Origin of the sequence: Shewanella holmiensis, from assembly GCF_025370255.1 — a bacterium.
GTDB lineage: Bacteria > Pseudomonadota > Gammaproteobacteria > Enterobacterales > Shewanellaceae > Shewanella > Shewanella holmiensis.
Genome location: NZ_JAMTCD010000010.1, coordinates 53169 through 72817 on the forward strand (window position 1 = coordinate 53169; position 19649 = coordinate 72817).

Below are 19649 nucleotides of genomic sequence, written 5' to 3' on the forward strand. Positions count from 1 at the left end.
ATTGGCCTAATTCACAATGAAGGTGAAAATATGAAATATGCAAACATGATCAAATCAAATCAAAGCTTAGTATTGAGCAATTCATTCAAAGTTGATAGAAAAACGCAACCTTTTTTGGGCGTCCTAGCCATATCCATAATGTTACAGTTAAGTGCCTGTGGGGGGGGCGGTGGTGGTGATGAAGGGGCGCCTGCGGCTCAGATTACACCTCCAGCAACGACTCCGCCGACCACTACGCCAACTGCGCCGGCTCCAACTCCGCCGACTCCGCCAGTTGTTGAGCCTGTGCCGGAGCCGACCTCGCTTGATGATTTGGTTGTGGATCCCGACTTTGATTTACAAGCCGCATTTACATTATCGATAAACGTCGACATTGCCAGCGGCAAAAGAGGGTATTTTTCTTTGTGTGATAAGTTTGAACAGCAAGGGCAAACCATCAGTGTGAACTATGAATCGTGCTTGTTAAGGGGGGCGCTTGATAACGGCCAATTGACTGAGTCTCTTTTGGTCGCAAATCATCAACGTGACTTAATGGCAGTGGTATGGTTTTATGATGGTAATCAGCCGCATTATGTTCATTGGCAATATGCCCTAAATGCATCAGAGCAACAGCTAGTTATCAATTAAGGTGAGGCTGCGTCAGGGTATTTTATCGAATGAATATGGCGAGAGTTTGGAATTAATATCGATTGAACCTTATGTGATAATGAAGCCGTTTACTTTATATTAATGATTAATATGCAGAACAAATTAACTTCAACACAATTATGGGCTTAGTTATCAAGATTACGCCCATTTTGTTTTATGTTTTACAATAAAAATGCTTATTTTACTGTGGTTAGGTGCTCAATCAGCACTTTGGTCGCGTGGGATAGGTTTGCATCATAGGGATAGATTAAATTAAGGTCACTGAAACCAGCGCTCAACTCGGGAAGCACATTAACCAGTAATTTATTTTCTACAGCTTTATGCACAATAATTTCTGGGAGCAAAGTGATCCCCGCACCGCCCAAACAGAGGTTATAAAGTGTATTGTAATCACTGCAGATGACTTTGTGATGAGCTGTGATAGTCGCTTGCTGAAAATTCCATTTTTCTTCGACTAAGCCATTTGCTCCCCGAAAACCAAGTGATGATTGGTATTGTAAATCTTCAAGGGTTTCAATCACTGATGACTTTTCTAGGTAGCTAGGGCTGGCGTAAATCTTTCGTTCAAAATTGAGTAGTGTTTTAGAGGTAAATTGACTGTCATGGGGCTGATTAATATCAATCACTAAGTCTAAACCGAGACGGGCAATATCTTTAAATCCCCCTGTAATCACCGTGATGTCTAACTGTACTTGCGGGTAACTATGTACAAAGCTAGCAATTTGCTGATCGAGCATTTTGTCAGCAAAGGGAAGTAGGCCAATTCGAACGCGCCCTTGCACTTCGTTATATCTATTTTTGAATACAAACGATGCGTTTTTCAGTTGTTTGAGCAGTGGGGCAACTTGTTCTAAATACAACTCACCTGAAGGGGTCAGTGACATTGCCCGGGTGGTACGGGTAAATAATGAGGCTCCAAGTTGCTTTTCTAATTCGGCAATACGGCGGCTGACTAAGGCTCTGCGGGTGTTCAATGACTCTGCGGCTTTGGCAAAACTCCCTTGCTCAGCAACTAAAATAAATAACTCTAAATCATTGATATTCAAATTAGTTCAACCCTGTCACCTAAAGGAGGAATTATAGTAGTTTTCGTACTGGTTTTTGTCAATTTAAGCCCTCCACCTAATGACCTACTTGGCTGAAACTTAGGCAATAAAGTTAATTAACCTCAACTCGGGATAATAAACGTTTACCAAACAGCCCTTTGTCTTGCTAACGGCATTTCATTAACGTGCAATAGACCAGCTATTGACGTGTTTATGTGATTTGTATTCAAAACAACTGACAAGCCTGCTACAAAATAAGCTAACTCTGTTGGATTCAGCTTATTGAGCCCATCTATTAACCAGAGTTGAGGTCAATTACCTTGTGGCAATACTTTATTGCCACATAAATCCACGGACTATCATCGCATCTGAGGTGATTTTGACGTTATAATGCGTCCAGATTTCTGGGAGGAAAAATGGACGTATCATCATTATTAGACGGCCTAAATGACAAGCAACGCGAAGCCGTAGGCGCACCTTTATCTAACATGTTGGTGTTAGCAGGCGCAGGCAGTGGTAAAACAAGGGTATTAACCCATCGTATTGCTTGGCTGATGCAGGTTGAACAACAAAGTCCATACTCTATTCTGGCGGTGACTTTTACCAACAAAGCGGCAGCAGAAATGCGTGAGCGAGTTGAAAAAGTGGTTGGCAGTAACATGGGGCGTATGTGGATTGGCACATTCCATGGATTAGCGCACCGCATTTTACGCACCCATTTTCAAGATGCTAACTTACCGCAAAGCTTCCAGATTATTGATTCTGACGATCAGCTTAGGCTATTAAAGCGTATTTTAAAAAGCCTCAATTTAGATGATAAACAATATCCACCAAGACAAGCGCAATCTTATATTAATGGTAAAAAAGACCAAGGGTTAAGGCCAAAACACATTGATGCTGGTGGCTTTCCTGTTGAGCAAAATTTGCTGAATATTTATAAAATCTATCAAGAGTCATGTGATCGCGCAGGCTTAGTCGATTTTGCGGAAATTTTACTCAGGGCCCATGAGTTGTGGCTGAATAAACCGCATATTTTAGCCCATTATCAGGACCGTTTTCGCCATATTCTGGTCGACGAATTTCAAGATACTAACGCTATCCAATATGCGTGGATCCGTGTGCTGGCAGGTAACAGCGCTAATGTGATGATTGTTGGTGACGACGACCAATCTATTTATGGCTGGCGTGGGGCACAAATTGAAAACTTGCACCGTTTTTTAAAAGACTTCCCCGGTGCAGAAACCGTTCGTCTTGAGCAAAACTATCGCTCCACCGGCAATATTTTGAAAGCGTCTAACGATTTGATTGCCAATAACCCCGATAGACTAGGCAAAAAACTGTGGACCGAAGATAAAGATGGCGAGCCTATTTCAGTTTACTGTGCTTTCAATGAAATGGATGAAGCTAAGTTTATCGTTGGTCGTATTAATGACTGGCAAGATAAAGGCGGCAGCTTAAGCGATTGCGCTATTTTATATCGCTCAAATGCTCAGTCACGGGTGTTAGAAGAAGCCTTATTGCACCGTGGGCTTGCGTACCGAATTTATGGCGGCTTACGCTTTTTCGAGCGCCAAGAAATTAAAGATGCCATGGGCTATATGCGTCTTATCAATAATAAAGATGATGATGCCGCTTTTGAGCGGGTGGTGAATACGCCTACCCGAGGCATTGGCGATCGTACCCTAGAGATCATTCGATCGACCGCCAGGCAGCAGCAATTAACCCTATGGCAGGCTAGCCTGAGATTGTTAGAAGAAAAAGTGTTGGCAGGCCGCGCAGCCAATGCAGTACGTGGTTTTATGGACTTAGTGATCCATATGCGCACAGATACCGCTGACATGTTGCTATACCGCATGACAGATAGCGTAATCAATCAATCTGGTTTACGGGCAATGTATGAAGCCGAAAAAGGTGAGAAAGCCCAGGCGCGAATAGAAAACTTAAACGAACTTGTCACGGCTGCTAAAAGTTTTGAAATGCCCGAAGAGCTTGAAGATATGGGGGAATTAAATGCCTTTTTATCCCATGCCGCTTTAGAAGCGGGCGAGGGCCAGGCTGACGCCTTTACCGATGCCGTGCAACTAATGACCTTGCATTCGGCCAAAGGGTTAGAGTTTCCTATGGTGTTTATGTCGGGAGTAGAAGAGGGGATATTTCCAAGCAAAATGGCATTAGATGAGGGCGATCGATTAGATGAAGAACGCCGCCTTTGTTATGTTGGTATGACGCGGGCAATGCAAAAACTGTACATCAGTTATGCCGAGTCTCGTCGTATTTACGGCCGTGAAGATTATGCGCGTCCCTCGAGATTTATTAACGAAATCCCTGAACAATACGTTGAACAAATTCGACTACGTGCCCAAGTGTCACCTTCAATCAGTCAGCGTTTTCCCGCTCGGGGTGCCAGCACTGCTTTTAGCCAATCATCGGCAAACACAACCGGATTCAGTGTCGGCCAAAAGGTAAAACACTTTAAATTTGCTGAAGGTGTCGTGACTAACTTTGAAGGCACAGGTGAAAAAGCACGAGTACAGGTTAATTTTCGTGATTTTGGCAGTAAATGGTTACTCGTTAGCCTAGCCAAGCTGGAAGCGTGTTAAGTAAGAGGATATTAGGGTGAAACAAAAACTGCATGCTTATGCCCGCTTAATGCGTATCGATCGGCCTATCGGGACTTTATTACTGTTGTGGCCATGTTTGATGGCATTGCTCCTTGCTGCAAAGGGAATGCCCGATACCAAGGTAATGCTCATATTTGTTGTGGGCGTGGTGATCATGCGCGCTTGCGGTTGCATCATTAATGATTTTGCCGATCGTAAGCTAGACGCCCATGTCGAGCGCACCCAAAATAGGCCATTGGTTTCAGGTGAAATAACGGTAAAAGAAGCCTTAACTCTGTTTATTATACTAGGCCTAGTGGCGTTTTCATTGGTGCTGCTGTTAAATACCTTAGTGGTGCAGCTTTCAGTTGTCGGCATTGTTTTGACTGTGATGTACCCGTTTATGAAACGGATCACTAATATGCCACAGATGTTTTTAGGCATTGTATGGAGCTGGTCTATTCCAATGGCTTATGCCGCACAGTTAGGTAGCGTTCCGGTTGAAGCTTGGTGGTTGTTTGCCGCCAATTGGTGCTGGACAGTGGCTTACGACACCATGTATGCCATGGTTGATAGGGATGATGATGTAAAAGTGGGTATTAAATCTACCGCCATATTATTTGGTCGCTATGATAGACAGTGGATTGGCTTGTTTCAGTTAGCTGCGCTTGGGTGTTTTATTATGGCAGGCTTATATGCCGATCGTGGCTTGGTATATGGTTTGGGTATTGTTACCTTCATTGGCTTTAGCTCTTATCAGCAATGGTTAATTTATGGCCGTGAACGCGCCCCATGCTTTAAAGCATTTTTAAATAATAACTGGGCCGGTTTTGTGTTGTTTGCCGCCTTAAGTGCTGATTACTTTGTGTAGAATTTTCAGATGCTATTGATTTAAAAGCCGCTTAATTGCGGCTTTTTGCTATTTGTTATCTAGCCAATACATTTACTGACAAATTCTTAGTTGTTAATCATTTGTGTATCTTTATGCTGGTTTGGCTTTGGTTGAGTTTTATTCTGGCTCACTAATGCGCCAAATCTAGCTTAATTTTCCGAGTTTATTATCACAAACTGAGGTGAGTTAACTTAACCAAATATTTTAATCAACAAGGATTGTTTGATGCGTGTAAAAGTCAAATTTCGTTTATTGTTTTTAAGTTTGTCACTGATTTGCTTTTGGTTGGGAGTCCATTTTACGCCAGATACGTTGAGTTCAGCTGATGACAAATGGTTACTTGGCGGGATTTCGGCAGTGTATTTTTTACTGCTGCCAATCGGCTACTGGTACTGCATTATCAAAATCGGCCAGCAAAAATTGTGGAAGCTGATTATGATTTTCAGTTTAAGCAGTTTAGTGGCCAGATTAAGTTATCCCGCCGAACTGAGTCATTATTTTGAGTTTGTTATGTGGTTACGTTACCCCATAATCGCGGTGCTGTTACTTATCGAGCTGTATTTGATCGTTAGTGTTATTCGTGGCCTGCTTAATGCACGTAAGCTAAAAGGGGATCCACGTGTCGGTGCGGTCGAAACCTATAATGAGGATGCCGAAAAAACCTTAACCATGGCATTGATTTTGGCTAGTGAAGCGACCAATTGGTATTATTCTATACCCTGGTTTTCGCGCCAGCATCCGTCAACCACAGCGCATATTACTCTGTTAAGCGCCCGTCGTTGGCACGTTTGGCTAATGGTGATTGGCTGTGTTTCGGCATCAATTATCAGTTATATATTATTGCAATCATGGAGCGAGATCGTCGCCATTATTGTCGCCTCATTCATCTCTTATACCTTAATGGCAATTGTCGCCAATCATCGTATATCGCGTCATTACTCGCTATATTTTCTGCGTAATAAATTAGTCATCAATAATGGCTTATGGGGTTTTATGGTGATTGATAGCTGTGATATTTCACAAGTGAGTTGCATAGGGTTTACTATTGAAAATAAAGACGATGACAGCACGCTTTTCATCGGTCGCGGGCAGAGTAATATCGCTTTGGAGTTAAATAAACCGGTTATTTACCACGGCGGAATGGGGCAGTTACCTGAGCCGATGAGGATTATTCATTTGAGTGTTGATAATCCACAAGATGTGATTGCAGCAATTGAAGCTAGCAGAGCAGGAATGGCCTGTGGCCTCGATGAACATAGAGCTTTGCCATCGTAAAGAATGTGTCATGTTGTTTATCTTTATAGTTTCAGTATGGCATTTACTCACCGACACGCAGCAAGTACGTCCTTGTAGCTCAGCCGACCCATCCATGGGTCGGATGGTCGGCTCGCAAATCACCATAATGAATCTTTCGATTATTTACTTAATCGGCAAGTTTTAAAGAGTGAGTGACATAAGGTTATTTTAAAAATGCTAACTTGTTTTTGCCCCAAAGCTTGTTAGCAGGGAGTAGCTGAAGAAAAAACTTGCAATCTCATTGCCCTACAAATTCTAATCTATGTTCTGCTTTTAAATATTCACTATGCTACAGAGCGTTAGTAAGGTAGTTTAAATCGCTTGGTTTTGAGTGTTTTTAAGTCGATATTTGTGTACGCTATTTTGAATATATAAATACACTCTAAATCAATCTCTTAACATTTCTGTTTGTAGGTAATAGGTTTTAAACTCACACGCACGTTTTCCCTAATAGTGTATTTAATCGAAAGCTGATAAGTTCTATAGAATACAGCTAGTTAAAGGTGCCTTTTTTTATTGGTCTAATGAGATAAACGTACATAAGCACAATGCAAGTAATAAAACGAGTAAAAATTATCATCGTGCGATAAATCCAACAGGAAGAAATTAGAGAAAAATAATGGCGAAAATGATATGTCAGATGTGAACTACCAAAAACAAGCGCAGGACTATTACAGCAAAGCTCCCCTTATCATCCTGGGTAGTGGTGCCTCGGCTGCCCATGGAATGTCTGGCATGGGGGCGCTTGCGAAACACCTGACCGCAAAGACCGACATTTCAGGACTATCCGCTGGCGAAATAGAGGCTTGGAAGAAATTCTGCGAGGTCTTGGACTCTGGCATTGATCTGGAGTCGGCGCTGCATCAGGTGGCAGTTACAGAAGAGCTAAATTCCAGAATCATCAAAGCAACCTGGTCGCTCATCAACGCTGAAGACATTCACATTTTCAATGAAAGCCTTCAAAACCAGGCGATGTTTCCGCTTAGCCGACTGCTGCACCACATGTTCAAAAGCAGCCTTAGCAAATTAAATATCGTTACCACAAATTACGACAGACTTGCAGAATACGCCTGTGATCAGGAGCGAATTCACCATTACACGGGCTTCACGCACGGTTTTTTCCGACAACTGGCTGTACCGAATGAAATAAATTCTGCCCGAAGAGTCAATATCTGGAAGGTTCACGGCTCGCTGGATTGGTTTAAATCGCCGCTCGAAGACATTGTGGCTCTTTCAAATATTCAAGGCATCCCTGCCAGTTACAAGCCGGAAATCGTGACTCCGGGTACTCAGAAATATCAAACGACGCATTTAGAGCCATACCGCTCAATCATCAACAATGCTGACCAGGCCATTACTGCGGCAAACTCTTACCTGTGCATTGGATACGGCTTCAATGACGAGCACATTCAGCCGAAACTCATGGCGCGATGTCAGCGTCAGAATACCCCGATCACGATTATTACCTATGCGCTTTCAGTGGCGGCCAGGAAGTTAATTACTGACGGCAAGGCGCAAAATTACTTGGCAATAGAACGGGGAGCAACAGACGAACAGTCCATCGTCTACTCCTCTTTGGATAAGACTCCAGTGACTGTCGAAAAGAATTTATGGAGCCTTGAAGGTTACCTGTCACTCATCATTTAGGAAGAAGATATGCCGATATTTAATTTTAGGGATGAAGACGCGCTTGGAAAGGTGGCCTCCGTCGATACGACAAATGTTATTGTGGATGTAGAAAATATCGACCAACTCAAAAGGTTGCAAGTTAACCATCTGGCCGTGCTCCAAAGCAGCAGGCCAGGACAGCATCTCATCGGGCTCATTACCCAGGTGACCCGTAAGCGTGGTATCGAAGACATTGACGATGATGGCATCGGCGAGAAAACCTCAGAACTGAACTTGTGTAAAATCGCCCTGATTGGCACGATGCTGGATCGTGATGGAGATAGAGAAAATGTATTTCGCCGCACTTTGGAAAGCGTTCCAGAAATTGATGCGAATTGCTTTTCGTTAGATGGCGAAAACCTTACCAGCTTTATGCGTACGCTCTCAAGTGTCTCAGCAGATGGCAATGCCCTGACACTTGGCAAATACACGCTGGACGAACACGCTGTTGCCTATCTCAACGGTAATAAATTTTTCCAGCGCCACGCCTTCATCGGCGGCAGCACCGGGTCAGGTAAGTCCTGGACGACAGCCAAGATTATTGAGCAGATGGCAGGGCTATCTACGGCTAACGGCATTGTTTTTGATCTTCATGGTGAATACTCACCACTGGTAGGCTCAGGAATTCAACACTTCAAGGTGGCCGGTCCTGCAGATGTTGAGGCTAAACGCACCATTGATGACGGTGTGCTTTATCTACCTTACTGGCTACTTTCGTATGAAGCACTCGTGTCCATGTTCGTTGATCGGAGCGACCAAAATGCGCCCAACCAGGCCATGATCATGGCGCGTGAGATCAACTTGGCTAAACAAAAGTACCTGGAAGATGGCGACAAGACAGATGTGCTGAAGCACTTTACCGTCGACAGCCCAGTCCCCTTCTGCCTAGATTTTCTCATGGGCAGGTTGAATGACATCAACGTCGAGATGGTTCCCGGCGCTCGTGGTGAAAAGCAAGGCGATTTCAACGGTAAGCTTTCCCGCATGATCTCCCGCCTTGAGAACAAAATTTCTGATCGGCGCCTTGGCTTTATGTTCCATGGCGGCGTGGACGTTCTGGATTTCTCTTGGCTTGAGAAGTTCATCACCGCCGTGCTCGGCAGCTCTGGGGAGAATGGCAAAGCTGGTATCAAAATCATCAATTTTTCCGAAGTACCATCAGACGTTCTTCCTCTGATCGTTTCCCTTGTTGCGCGGGTTACCTTTTCCGTCCAACAGTGGACACCATCCGAGCTGCGCCATCCGATAGCGCTTCTGTGTGACGAAGCGCATCTCTACATGCCCCAACGAAACATGGCGGAGTCCGTCGACGATATCTCCCTAGATATTTTCGAGCGTATCGCCAAGGAAGGACGCAAGTACGGTGTCAGCCTTGTAGTTATAAGCCAGCGCCCATCCGAAGTGAATAAGACGATGCTCAGCCAATGTAGTAACTTCGTTTCCATGAGGCTGACCAACGCCGAGGATCAGGGCGTTATTAAGAGGCTACTTCCCGATAGCCTTGGCGGATTCAGCGACATCCTGCCGACCCTTGATACAGGCGAAGCTTTGGTTGTTGGGGATGCGAGCTTACTGCCAAGCAGAATTAGGATCGATGAACCCAAAAACAAGCCGAATAGCGGGACGGTGAATTTCTGGGATGAATGGCAGAAACCAGTCAAGGATAAGCGTTTGTCAATTGCCGTTGATAACTGGCGTAAGCAGAATATTCAATAATAGTCGGTTGTAATCATATTTCGCTCTAATAAATCGCTCCAGCGGACGCGCTAAAGTGCGCCGCTGAAGTCAAACGTTAGCTTAATGCTGTGTTTTATATCAGCTTCAAATAGTGGGTATTAATTGAATAAAATAATTTATGCCGTCCGCAGTGTGAGTTTGGATAAAATTAAGATTGGAGAATCGAATCTCCACTCGTTATTTAACCGAATTATATCTCATCAAACTGGCTCAGCTGATGAACTTGAGCTTGTTGGCGTGCATTTTGGTAAGTTTACAACGGATAAAAATATCCACCCACTTCTTCGATCAAGCCATTCACACTTAGAGTGGTTTGACAGTACAGAAGAGGTTAGACTTTTTATTAAGCAGTACTTTTTAGTTTTCCCTAAACCCTTGTCGTTACTAAATGATATTAGTTGGTCTATGCGTGAAACGATTTCACCAGAAACTATTGCTATAGATAAATATGTCAAAGGCCAAATAAAAAATGATGAGTTAGAAATTTGGTTAAAAGATTTTGATATGCTTCAATTTCTCAAGGATTCATTGTGTAATAATGTGCAAAATGAAAGCAATCAAATTTAATCGCCAGCAAAAAGCACTGGCTGTGACGTCAACCCGCTGCGCGGCTTTCCTTGCTAAATTTGGGCGTTAACCCATAGAAATTTTAATCCGAAATGTATCGATTAAAGTAAAAGCACTAACGCGTTTCTGTCCAAAAACGATTTAGCTTTTTATTATCCGATTGATACCCGAAAGGTTAAATCGAAGAGATCAAATAACCAAGTGTAGATGCGGCTGAGGGTATCGAAAACAGGGACGTTTTCGTTAAGCGGTCAGGGATGACGCATAGCGTCCCGAAGCAGTATCTGCACATAAGCGAGCCGCAGGCTTTTAACAACAATGAAGATTCGACTTTAAACACAAATCCCAATTCCAACTCAGCCAAATGTTATAAGCTCAAAATGCCAACGCCTTCATTCGAAGGCCTACACACTTTTGTCCAAAAGTGACCTAACTTTTGTTCTGATTTAGCTTTTTCCATATCCATCAATAAAGCTAAATCGAAGAGACAATAATTCAGGTGAAGATGAGCCTGCGAGTATCCAAAACCGGGCGAAGTTTCACTAAGTTAAACATTTTTGAGCGAGAGGTATGGATGCCGAACTGGCTGTTTAACATCAATGTTATTTGTTTTGGTTAAGCCCACATGGACGTGATTAAGGCGTCTCACGGTTGGAGTCGCCTGAAAATTTAACTGAGTTTAAATTTATTGGTTCAGGATAAACGCGATTATCTTGGTAAATTAAACACAAAAAATGCGCTTACCGTTAATACGATAAGCGCATTTTATTTGGCTATTTTGCTATTCTCATGGCGAGTGTTTTAGCAAAAAACGCTTTCAGTTTTAACCCTTAACTAACAGCGTTAAATCTGCTGGGCGATAATAAACTGATTTTAATACCTTGCCTTGGCGAACCACTTTTCCAGCCATTTCGACATCTTTAGCACATTTGGCAATGATGAATTCGCCTTTAGTGCTACCCACAATTTCCACACCTTGTTTAGCATAGTGGGCGATGGTTTCGTTTAGCTCTTGTTCATTACGACACACTTTACTCATATTACTTGAGTGCACTTCATCCCAGCATTGAATAAAATCTATTTCACGGTTTTTAGCCACATTTAGCAACAGATCTATCAGATAGCTAATTTCTAAACGATCGACTACCTGAGTGGCACCTAAGTGAACTAAACGGCCCATCAATACATAAACTGAATCGACGATGGCATCGGCTTGTTCAATGCGGCTGTCGGCTTCTGCAAGCTCGGTCATTTCTTCAATGATCAGCGAAGTGTGTAAAGCATCGGCTTGTGCATCTAAACTCGATTCGTCAGCAACCGGCAAATCAAAGGTGCTTCTAAACTCTAAAATATCGCGATAAAGATGATCGTAAATCGGTTGTGTTAATTGACTGAGTTGCATGTTAAACCTTTAAATTTATCCGAATGTATTTCTAAGGCCTTTGGCCTTTTCAGCTTGCTGCTGAATGGTGTTAGCGGCTAATCCTATCACAGATAAGTTATGAACATTACCTTGGCTCAATTCACTTATTTGATGAATATTTTCAGTCATCTCATTGGTGACAGCTCTTTGTTGTTCAGCTGCAACCGCGCTTTGTTGGGTAAACATATTCACTTCAATGATTTGTTGGTTGACTACCTCAAATTGCGTCGCAACATGGGCGATATCATCGACGCATAATTCAGCCTGTTGTTTGCTTTGTTGCATTTGTGCAGACCAGTTATGCAACATTGAATGCATTGACTGGACACTTTTTGAAATCAAATCTGTGGACAGCTGCGTGCGACTGGATAATGCTCTTACTTCATCTGCCACAACCGCAAAGCCTCGGCCCTGTTCGCCTGCACGTGCGGCTTCTATCGCAGCGTTTAACGCTAAAAGGTTAGTTTGTTCAGCTATGCCATTAATTTCTAGCATAGCTTGAGAGACATTTTCAGCCTCTTTATTTAAAAAGTGGGTGCTTTCAGCGGCTTCCGTTACGGATTGAGTCAGGGCATCAATATTTTTACGACTGTTTTTCATGGCCTTAAGGTTATCAAGACAGACGTTTTGTACTTGATCAACATTTGAGGATGTTGATAAGGCATGTTGAGCCATCTCAGCAACAGTGGCGTTCATTTCTTCAATCGCAGTCGCTATTTGGGTAATTTGATCTTTTTGCTTTTCAATACTTTGATTGGCGTGTTTTGCTGTTGTGACCAACTCATTGGCAATATGATCAAGGTTATTGCCTTGATCTTGGGCTCGACCAAGCACACCTTGCATTTTGGCTTGGTTCATTTTTAGCTGAAAGTCGAGCACTGAACTATGGTCATTACCGCAAAAGACTAAACGACTGACAGAGTCGTATTGTGCTTGATAACGACTGATGTGCGCAGGAATGGTAAATAACTCTTGTTTAAATATTCCTGCTAATAACGTGGTTAACAATATTAGTCCAATCGCGGCATAAATATTCGCGCTGAAGCCCATCGCCAGTGCACTTGCTAGGATAAGTACGGTTCCTATGAGTTGTTTTTGTTTGAAACTTAATGGTGAAGCTAATTTTTTACCCTGTTTGATTTGGGCGTAAAGCGAGGTCGCATTTTTTATGTATTCAGGCTTGGCTTTGATGCGAACAGATTGATAGCCAGTAATTCTGCCTTTTTCATACAAGGGTGATACAAAGGCATCTACCCAATAATAGCTACCATCTTTACATCGGTTTTTAACAATACCTCGCCATGATTCACCAGCTTTTAATTTGTCCCATAAATCTTTAAATGCTTCGGCGGGCATATCGGGATGGCGGACTAAATTATGGTTGTGGGTAATCAATTCAGCTTCACTGTAACCTGAAATGCGAATAAATGTAGGATTAGCATAGGTAATAATGCCACGGGTATCGGTTATTGAAACTAATTCATCTCCCGCTTTAAGCTCGACTTCTTTGTCTATCGTAGGCTTATTTCGCATTGTGGTTCCCTGAAAGGTTAACTAAGGTAGGGTAGAGGTTTCATCCTTGTTGCATGTGTCTCATTTTAGACGAAGATTTGATAACTATCACGATACAAAAGCTGAAACACAACATCTTGTTACACTTTGATACACTCTTTGAGGTATAAAAAAACCGACTGATTTAGTCGGTTTTTTTACATAATTATGATTATTTGATGAAAGCGAAGGCATCACCAAACAGGTGGTCTTCTTCTACACCTAAACTTCTAAACACTTCCCGAGCAGCGCCCACCATATCAAAACGGCCAGCGATATAAATGTCATATCCTTTAAGGCTAATAAAGTCATGTTTGATTTGCTCAAGTAAATTGGCGGTTTTACCATCCCAATCGCCATCGGCTTGCTCAATAACAGGAACAAAGTCTAACCATTTATGGTCAGCGTGCCATTGACGAGCGATGTTTTGGTAATACATGGCATCTTCGGTACGACAGCCCCAGTAAAATGTGGAGTGAACCGTTTGGCCGATTGCAATTTGATGCTCAATAATACTTTTAATATATGAAAACCCAGTACCACCAGCGATTAACACCCGTGGACGAGTACTGTCTTGACGTAAATAGGCATTACCTGCAGGCGCTTCAATATCAATATGAGTAGACGTTTTTAGGCGTTCAACCACTTGCATTGGGTAACTTTCACTCACTGCGGCACCGATATGCAGTTCAATTTTATCGGCATTAGGGGCGCTAGCGATGGAAAAAGGACGTTTGTCTTTCTCACCCATAACAACACTTAAATACTGACCCGCTTTAAATTCAAAAGCAGTGTCAGGTTTAAGGATGACTTGGAATACGGCATCATTAAACGGGGTGATTTTTTCTATCTGACAACGAATGGTTTTCATCTAACGTCCTTTAAGCCCTATCTTTTTAGGTTTTCAATCTTTGAATGATTATAACGTCTTTATGTGACCAAGGTCACTCTTTACAGTGTCGGTTGGCCATCAATACCTAATTGGTCCCACATTTGATCAACTTTTTCTTTTACTTCGTTGTCCATCACAATAGGCGTACCCCATTCTCGATTGGTTTCACCTTCCCATTTATTGGTGGCATCCAAGCCCATTTTTGACCCTAAGCCTGCGATTGGGGATGCAAAGTCTAAATAATCAATAGGTGTATTATCTATCATTACTGTGTCACGGGTTGGGTCCATTCTGGTGGTAATGGCCCAAATAACATCTTGCCAGTCGCGACAGTTCACATCGTCATCAACGACAACAATAAACTTGGTGTACATAAATTGACGTAAGAACGACCATGCCCCCATCATCACGCGCTTGGCATGTCCTGGATATTGCTTACGAATTGAGATTATCGCCATGCGGTATGAGCAACCCTCAGGCGGCAAATAGAAGTCGATAATTTCTGGATATTGTTTACGTAAAATAGGCACGAATACTTCATTTAATGCCACACCTAGCATTGCCGGTTCATCAGGTGGACGGCCGGTATAGGTGCTGTGGTAAATTGCATCTTTACGGTGAGTGATATGAGTCACGGTAAATACGGGAAAAGAATCGGTTTCATTATAGTAACCTGTGTGATCGCCATAGGGACCTTCTTCTGCCATTTCACCTGGGGCAATATAGCCTTCTAAGATTATTTCGCTGGTAGCGGGCACTTCTAAATCACAGCTTAATGCTTTACACACTTCGGTGCGCTCTCCGCGCAGTAATCCTGCAAAAGCGTATTCACTCATGGCATCGGGTACAGGCGTTACTGCGCCAAGAATGGTTACCGGATCACTCCCCAACGCCACCACAACAGGGTAGTTTTCACCTGGGTGTTTTTCTTTAAAGTCTTTAAAGTCTAATGCACCACCTCGGTGATCTAACCAGCGCATAATAAGCTTATTTTTACCCAGTAATTGCTGACGATAAATACCCAAATTTTGACGCTTTTGGCGTGGCCCTTTAGTAATGGTTAGTCCCCATGTGACTAACGGTGCGACGTCGCCAGGCCAGCAGTGTTGAATAGGAAGCGATGTTAAATCAACATCATCACCGGTTGTTACCACTTCCTGACATGGCGGATTGCGCACTGTTTTAGGCGGCATGTTTAATGCTTGCTTAAACATTGGAATTTTTGATATGGCATCTTTAAAACCACGTGGTGGCTCTGGTTCTTTTAAAAATGCTAATAGCTCACCCACTTCTCTAAGCGCTAATGGATCATCTTTGCCTAATGCCATCGCGACGCGCTTTGGTGTGCCAAATAAATTGACCAGTACTGGCATGCTATTATTTTTAGGATTCTCAAACAGCAAGGCTGGCCCACCAGAGCGTAATACTCTGTCGGCTATTTCTGTCATTTCAAGGTGAGGGTCAACCGGATGGCTAATGCGTTTTAGCTCACCATTGGCTTCTAGATGGTTTATGAAGCTACGTAAATCCTTGAAACTCATAACTACCGCCTGTTTGTGCAATTTGATGTGCCGCGCACTATAGCATTTTTCTAATATGGGGTTAAGCCATTTGAGTTATCACTCTGGGCGATTGATGTTTCAAGGTGTAAACTGACAAATGTTATGGATTAGGGTTGTGATTGACATAGCTCTTATGTCGTAAGATGAGGTCAGTGAGTATGAAGCTTAAAACGATAACGGTTCTGTCGCTATTTTGGGGGATCGGTGGTGTATGTCCTGCTGTAGCACAACAACCATTGAGTCTTGATCATCTTAATCAAGCCAGCGTTAACACTCATGTGGCTTCTAATCATCAGGGTAATCATAATCGAGATTATGTAAATCATGACCGTCATCGTCATCAATTTAACAATCGACATGGCTACCGCGATCCTTGGCGATGGGGTTCTGGATGGAATAATCATTGGGGGCCAAGTGTTGGTATTGGCTGGAGCAGTGGTTATCGATGGGGTAACGACTGGCGCTGGCGCGATCCTTGGTATAATAATGGCTATTCCCCTTATCGATATGACCGTGACAATTATGCTATTCGTCGTGATTTTGAGGTTGAGCCTACCGTAGTGGTGGCTCCTCCACAAAGAACCACAACGTCAATGCAATATGATCACGGAATTCGAACCTTGCCTGAAAATGCTAAAGTCATCCAAAAGGATGGGAAAATGGTTTATGAATGGCAAGGGGTCATTTATCAATATGATTGGTCTACTGAAACCTATGTCAAAGTGGCAAATCAATAAAACGTATTCGATAGTGTTTGATGTTGTTTAGCTGTTCGGTTTTGATGTAAGTCTAAGCAACTGCTTGCCTGATTGGATGATGTACTGTTGATGGGAAATATCAATACGTTTTTTATGAGTAAAACGTTTGAGTGCGAGTTGTTAGCCTGCACAGGTGAGGTTGGTTATTTTTATAAGTAACCTCAGCTCGGGATAATATTAACCCCCAACTAAACAGCCCTTTGTCTTGCTAACTGCGTTTCATTAACGTGCAATAGGCCAGCTATTGATGTGTTAACGTGCTTTGTTTTAAAAAATGACAAGTTTGCGACAAAATTAGCTAAATATTTTAAATTCAGCTTGTTGAGCGCATCACTTGATCTGAGTTGAGGTTAAGTAATCTGCTTTATCTAGGGTCACCTGCGTTTAAAGGTTTTTCTGAGTATGATTTTGCGCTTCTTAACACAAACAATCTTAAAAAAGATTAAAGCTAAGAGATTTCCTGGAATAAACAATAGTCTTGTGTTGAGTCATGTTTAGCAATATACATTGCTGCATCAGCAGCGGTGACCAGACAGTTACTATTTTTGCCATTTAGCGGATATTGGCTCACTCCAATACTTGCCCCCACGGTTAATGTATTACCATTAAGCTCAATAGTTTGGTTTATGACGGACAAAATGAGTTTAACTTTGGTAATGATGTCTTGCTCATTATTGATGTTGTCTAACCAAATAACAAACTCATCACCACCAAATCGCCCGACAAAGTCAGTACTTCGCAAATGCGCTTTTAATCTCAGCGCAATTTGTTTGAGTACCTCATCTCCGGTTTGATGGCCTAGGGTGTCATTGATTATTTTAAATTTATCTAAGTCGATAAAAAGTAATGCGGCTTGCTCATTTCGTCTCGAGTCACGGTCTATGGCGCTGTCAATTTGCTTGATAAAAGCACGGCGGTTATAAATAGAGGTGAGTTCATCGTGTTCGGCTAAATAGGTGAGCTTAACCTGCTGTTCTTGTAGTTTTTGGGTTTGCCTTGCCACTTCTAATTTCAGTTCTTCTTTTTTAATGGTTATTTTCTGCAAAGAGGCCTTCATATCATTAAAGTTGTCGCTCATTTCAGCAAACTCATCATTCATGTCATATTTAACGCGACTTTCTAAATCGCCGTTGGCAAGTGTTCTCATGCCATCATTGAGGGATTTCATGCCACGTTTGAAGCGGATCAATGTCATTGATGACCACATGGTAACCAGAATCGATAGCAATAAAACCACCAAAGAGGCAGATAGCAATAATGATTGCTGGGTTTGTTTTGCTTGGGCGATGGTCACTTTATGTAGTCGATACATGTCCTCAGTCATTTTTTCGATGTTCATACTGTATTTCGCTTTAAGTAAACGACTGGAAGTCAGCCGATCCTCTGAAAGTGAATGGTTGGAATTGCTGTACATTTGGGTATTAAATAAGGCGCGAATATTAGCATTTAGGCGATTTAAGTTATCGAGTACTTGATTTTGCTTGGGGTGCCATTGAATATCTTTAGATAATTGAATGGCAAGATTGGCTTGTCTATTATTCAGCTCGGATAAGCTCAGTTGGTCGCTATACTCTTCATAAAGCCATAATTGGCTTCTTAAGCTATCAATGCTTAATTGTATTTGCATCGAATGGTTAAGTTGCTTATAAATTTTTTGTTGGTAACTGTGGGCTTGGTACAAGGCTTGGCAAACGGCAATGGTTAATAGCGCGCACAGTATTGCAGTAAGTTTAAGACGAGTTGCAAGTGTCATTGATGCTCATCCGTATGCTCATTCATAGCAGACTCAAATAGCTGTCTATCTAGTATTTGCCTAATATCAATGCGATTGTCTTTTGGGACTAAGGCTCTGTCAATGGCCCATTGAGACTGTAATTGCAAATTTGATACTAAAGCATTACTAAGGGTTAATCTAAATGCATAATCCCGCCATAAATAACTCAGCTGTATTTTATCCATATTAAGAATTTGACTAATTAGTATCTGGCTGTCTTCAGGATTTTCATTGATGTAATTAATGGCATCGCTTAACGCTTGTAGAATACTTTGTTTATCTTTAGTTTTGATCGAACTGTTTTTTAAGCCGACTATGTTAAATGAGAGGTTATATAGGCCTTTCGTGCCAATGACTTGGCTTGCTTGTGGTGATTCTTTGATAAGTTGATAGGGAAAGGGCTCCCATGCAGAGATTAAATCTACTTCGCCTTGTTGAAGTGCTTGAACCATTTGATTTGGTTTTAAATAGACTCTTTCTATCTGGGTATCTTGTTGGTGATAAAGCATTAGTAAGCTGTCGAAGAAAAATTCACTGGCACTGCTTTTGACTATACCGACTTTAGCGTTAGAGATTGCTGCTAAATCATTAAACTTTTTAGACGACATGCTCAGAAGTTTTAAATCATTATCAGACTCCACAAAACTGGCTAACACAATAAAGTCGCTGCGATAAAAACTATTGAACATCACCACAGATTCAGATGTAGTGGCAAAATCAACATTGCCTTCCATAAGTTCGTTAAAACACTTAACTCCACCATCTTCTCTTACTAATTGGATATTCAGCCCATGCTGTTTAAAAAAACCTTTTTTGTCGGCAATGAAAATGGGGGAAGATAGCGGCGTGTTCGATACCGCTATTTTTATAATAGGCGATTTTTGCCCATCCCCTTTAACGCTGGCGTTAGGTTGGCAGGCAGATATAAGCATTAAAACTACAACAAAAATTGGCAGAGTTAAATTCATAGGCTTGGGGTAAAAGTCATCATAATTTAAGTGTAGTGGTTGAAATGCTATTTCGCTAAGAAGTTGATAAAAAACTTTTTTATGTAGAATTAACTCATTAAATTTGGTAGCAGTAACAGTGGAGTACAGTTTGCTAAATATGGCTAGTCTGACTTAATTTTAAACAGCATTTATAAACAGTCGCAAGCGTGTTTGTTCATCAGTATTTAGCTGTTTAGTCGTTGATATTATATGTGGTTGTTTGCATAGTTAGGTGCGATTAATGGA

At 42.1% G+C, this 19649-nt stretch carries 16 protein-coding genes; 9 read left to right on the plus strand and 7 right to left on the minus strand.

All coding sequences use genetic code 11. From position 1 onward, the window contains the following. Positions 1-30 precede the first annotated feature (30 nt). Entirely contained in the window at positions 31-627 is a 597-nt protein-coding gene (locus NE535_RS09640; protein ID WP_261298430.1) for a hypothetical protein, read from the plus strand. A gap of 197 nt (positions 628-824) precedes the next feature. Here the strand turns inward: NE535_RS09640 and NE535_RS09645 are convergent, their stop codons facing one another. Beyond that, the gene (locus tag NE535_RS09645) at positions 825-1694 is read right to left on the minus strand and encodes a LysR family transcriptional regulator (RefSeq protein WP_261298431.1); all 870 of its coding nucleotides are present in this window, start codon (positions 1692-1694) and stop codon (positions 825-827) included. 416 nt (positions 1695-2110) lie between these two features. Between NE535_RS09645 and uvrD the strand changes: the two genes are divergently transcribed. The 7 genes from uvrD (at position 2111) to NE535_RS09680 (ending at position 10454) form a co-directional block, all read left to right on the plus strand. Beyond that, positions 2111-4294 carry a DNA helicase II gene (gene uvrD / locus NE535_RS09650; protein WP_261298432.1) on the plus strand — a complete coding sequence of 728 codons (2184 nt, stop codon included), beginning with the start codon at positions 2111-2113 and terminating at the stop codon, positions 4292-4294. Positions 4295-4304: 10 nt separating this feature from the next. Further along, positions 4305-5165 carry a 4-hydroxybenzoate octaprenyltransferase gene (gene ubiA / locus NE535_RS09655; RefSeq protein ID WP_261298496.1) on the plus strand — a complete coding sequence of 287 codons (861 nt, stop codon included), beginning with the start codon at positions 4305-4307 and terminating at the stop codon, positions 5163-5165. A gap of 246 nt (positions 5166-5411) precedes the next feature. Further along, complete coding sequence (locus tag NE535_RS09660; RefSeq protein ID WP_261298433.1) at positions 5412-6461, plus strand: hypothetical protein; 1050 nt, start codon at positions 5412-5414, stop codon at positions 6459-6461. 10 nt (positions 6462-6471) lie between these two features. Continuing rightward, a complete protein-coding gene (locus NE535_RS09665) occupies positions 6472-6627 on the plus strand; it encodes a hypothetical protein (RefSeq protein WP_261298434.1) in 156 nt (51 codons plus the stop codon). Between the two features lie 488 nt (positions 6628-7115). Next, positions 7116-8129, plus strand: a complete 1014-nt coding sequence (locus tag NE535_RS09670; protein WP_261298435.1) for an SIR2 family protein — start codon at positions 7116-7118, stop codon at positions 8127-8129. 9 nt (positions 8130-8138) lie between these two features. Further along, positions 8139-9866: an ATP-binding protein gene (locus NE535_RS09675; RefSeq protein ID WP_261298436.1), complete on the plus strand. Its 1728-nt coding sequence runs from the start codon at positions 8139-8141 to the stop codon at positions 9864-9866. Positions 9867-9989: 123 nt separating this feature from the next. Further along, positions 9990-10454, plus strand: a complete 465-nt coding sequence (locus NE535_RS09680; RefSeq protein ID WP_261298437.1) for a hypothetical protein — start codon at positions 9990-9992, stop codon at positions 10452-10454. 823 nt (positions 10455-11277) lie between these two features. On the opposite strand, the gene NE535_RS09685 is transcribed toward NE535_RS09680, so the two are convergent. From NE535_RS09685 to ubiD, 4 genes are all read right to left on the minus strand, one after another. Then, a complete protein-coding gene (locus tag NE535_RS09685) occupies positions 11278-11856 on the minus strand; it encodes a nucleoside triphosphate pyrophosphohydrolase family protein (protein WP_261298438.1) in 579 nt (192 codons plus the stop codon). 15 nt (positions 11857-11871) lie between these two features. Next, positions 11872-13410 carry a methyl-accepting chemotaxis protein gene (locus NE535_RS09690; protein WP_261298439.1) on the minus strand — a complete coding sequence of 513 codons (1539 nt, stop codon included), beginning with the start codon at positions 13408-13410 and terminating at the stop codon, positions 11872-11874. Between the two features lie 190 nt (positions 13411-13600). Further along, on the minus strand, positions 13601-14299 hold the full coding sequence (fre, locus tag NE535_RS09695; protein ID WP_261298440.1) for an NAD(P)H-flavin reductase: 699 nt from the start codon (positions 14297-14299) through the stop codon (positions 13601-13603). 80 nt (positions 14300-14379) lie between these two features. Next, positions 14380-15861: a 4-hydroxy-3-polyprenylbenzoate decarboxylase gene (gene ubiD / locus NE535_RS09700; RefSeq protein ID WP_261298441.1), complete on the minus strand. Its 1482-nt coding sequence runs from the start codon at positions 15859-15861 to the stop codon at positions 14380-14382. 179 nt (positions 15862-16040) lie between these two features. Here ubiD and NE535_RS09705 point away from each other — a divergent pair, with 179 nt between their 5' ends. After that, positions 16041-16619 (plus strand): hypothetical protein, encoded by a 579-nt coding sequence (locus NE535_RS09705; protein ID WP_261298442.1) that lies wholly within the window; start codon positions 16041-16043, stop codon positions 16617-16619. A 469-nt stretch (positions 16620-17088) separates the two neighbouring features. On the opposite strand, the gene NE535_RS09710 is transcribed toward NE535_RS09705, so the two are convergent. Both NE535_RS09710 and NE535_RS09715 read right to left on the minus strand, forming a co-directional pair. Beyond that, complete coding sequence (locus NE535_RS09710) at positions 17089-18393, minus strand: GGDEF domain-containing protein (RefSeq protein WP_261298443.1); 1305 nt, start codon at positions 18391-18393, stop codon at positions 17089-17091. Continuing rightward, positions 18390-19346, minus strand: a complete 957-nt coding sequence (locus NE535_RS09715; RefSeq protein ID WP_261298444.1) for an ABC transporter substrate-binding protein — start codon at positions 19344-19346, stop codon at positions 18390-18392. Before NE535_RS09715 ends, NE535_RS09710 begins: the two co-directional genes overlap by 4 nt. Between the last annotated feature and the right edge of the window lie 303 nt (positions 19347-19649).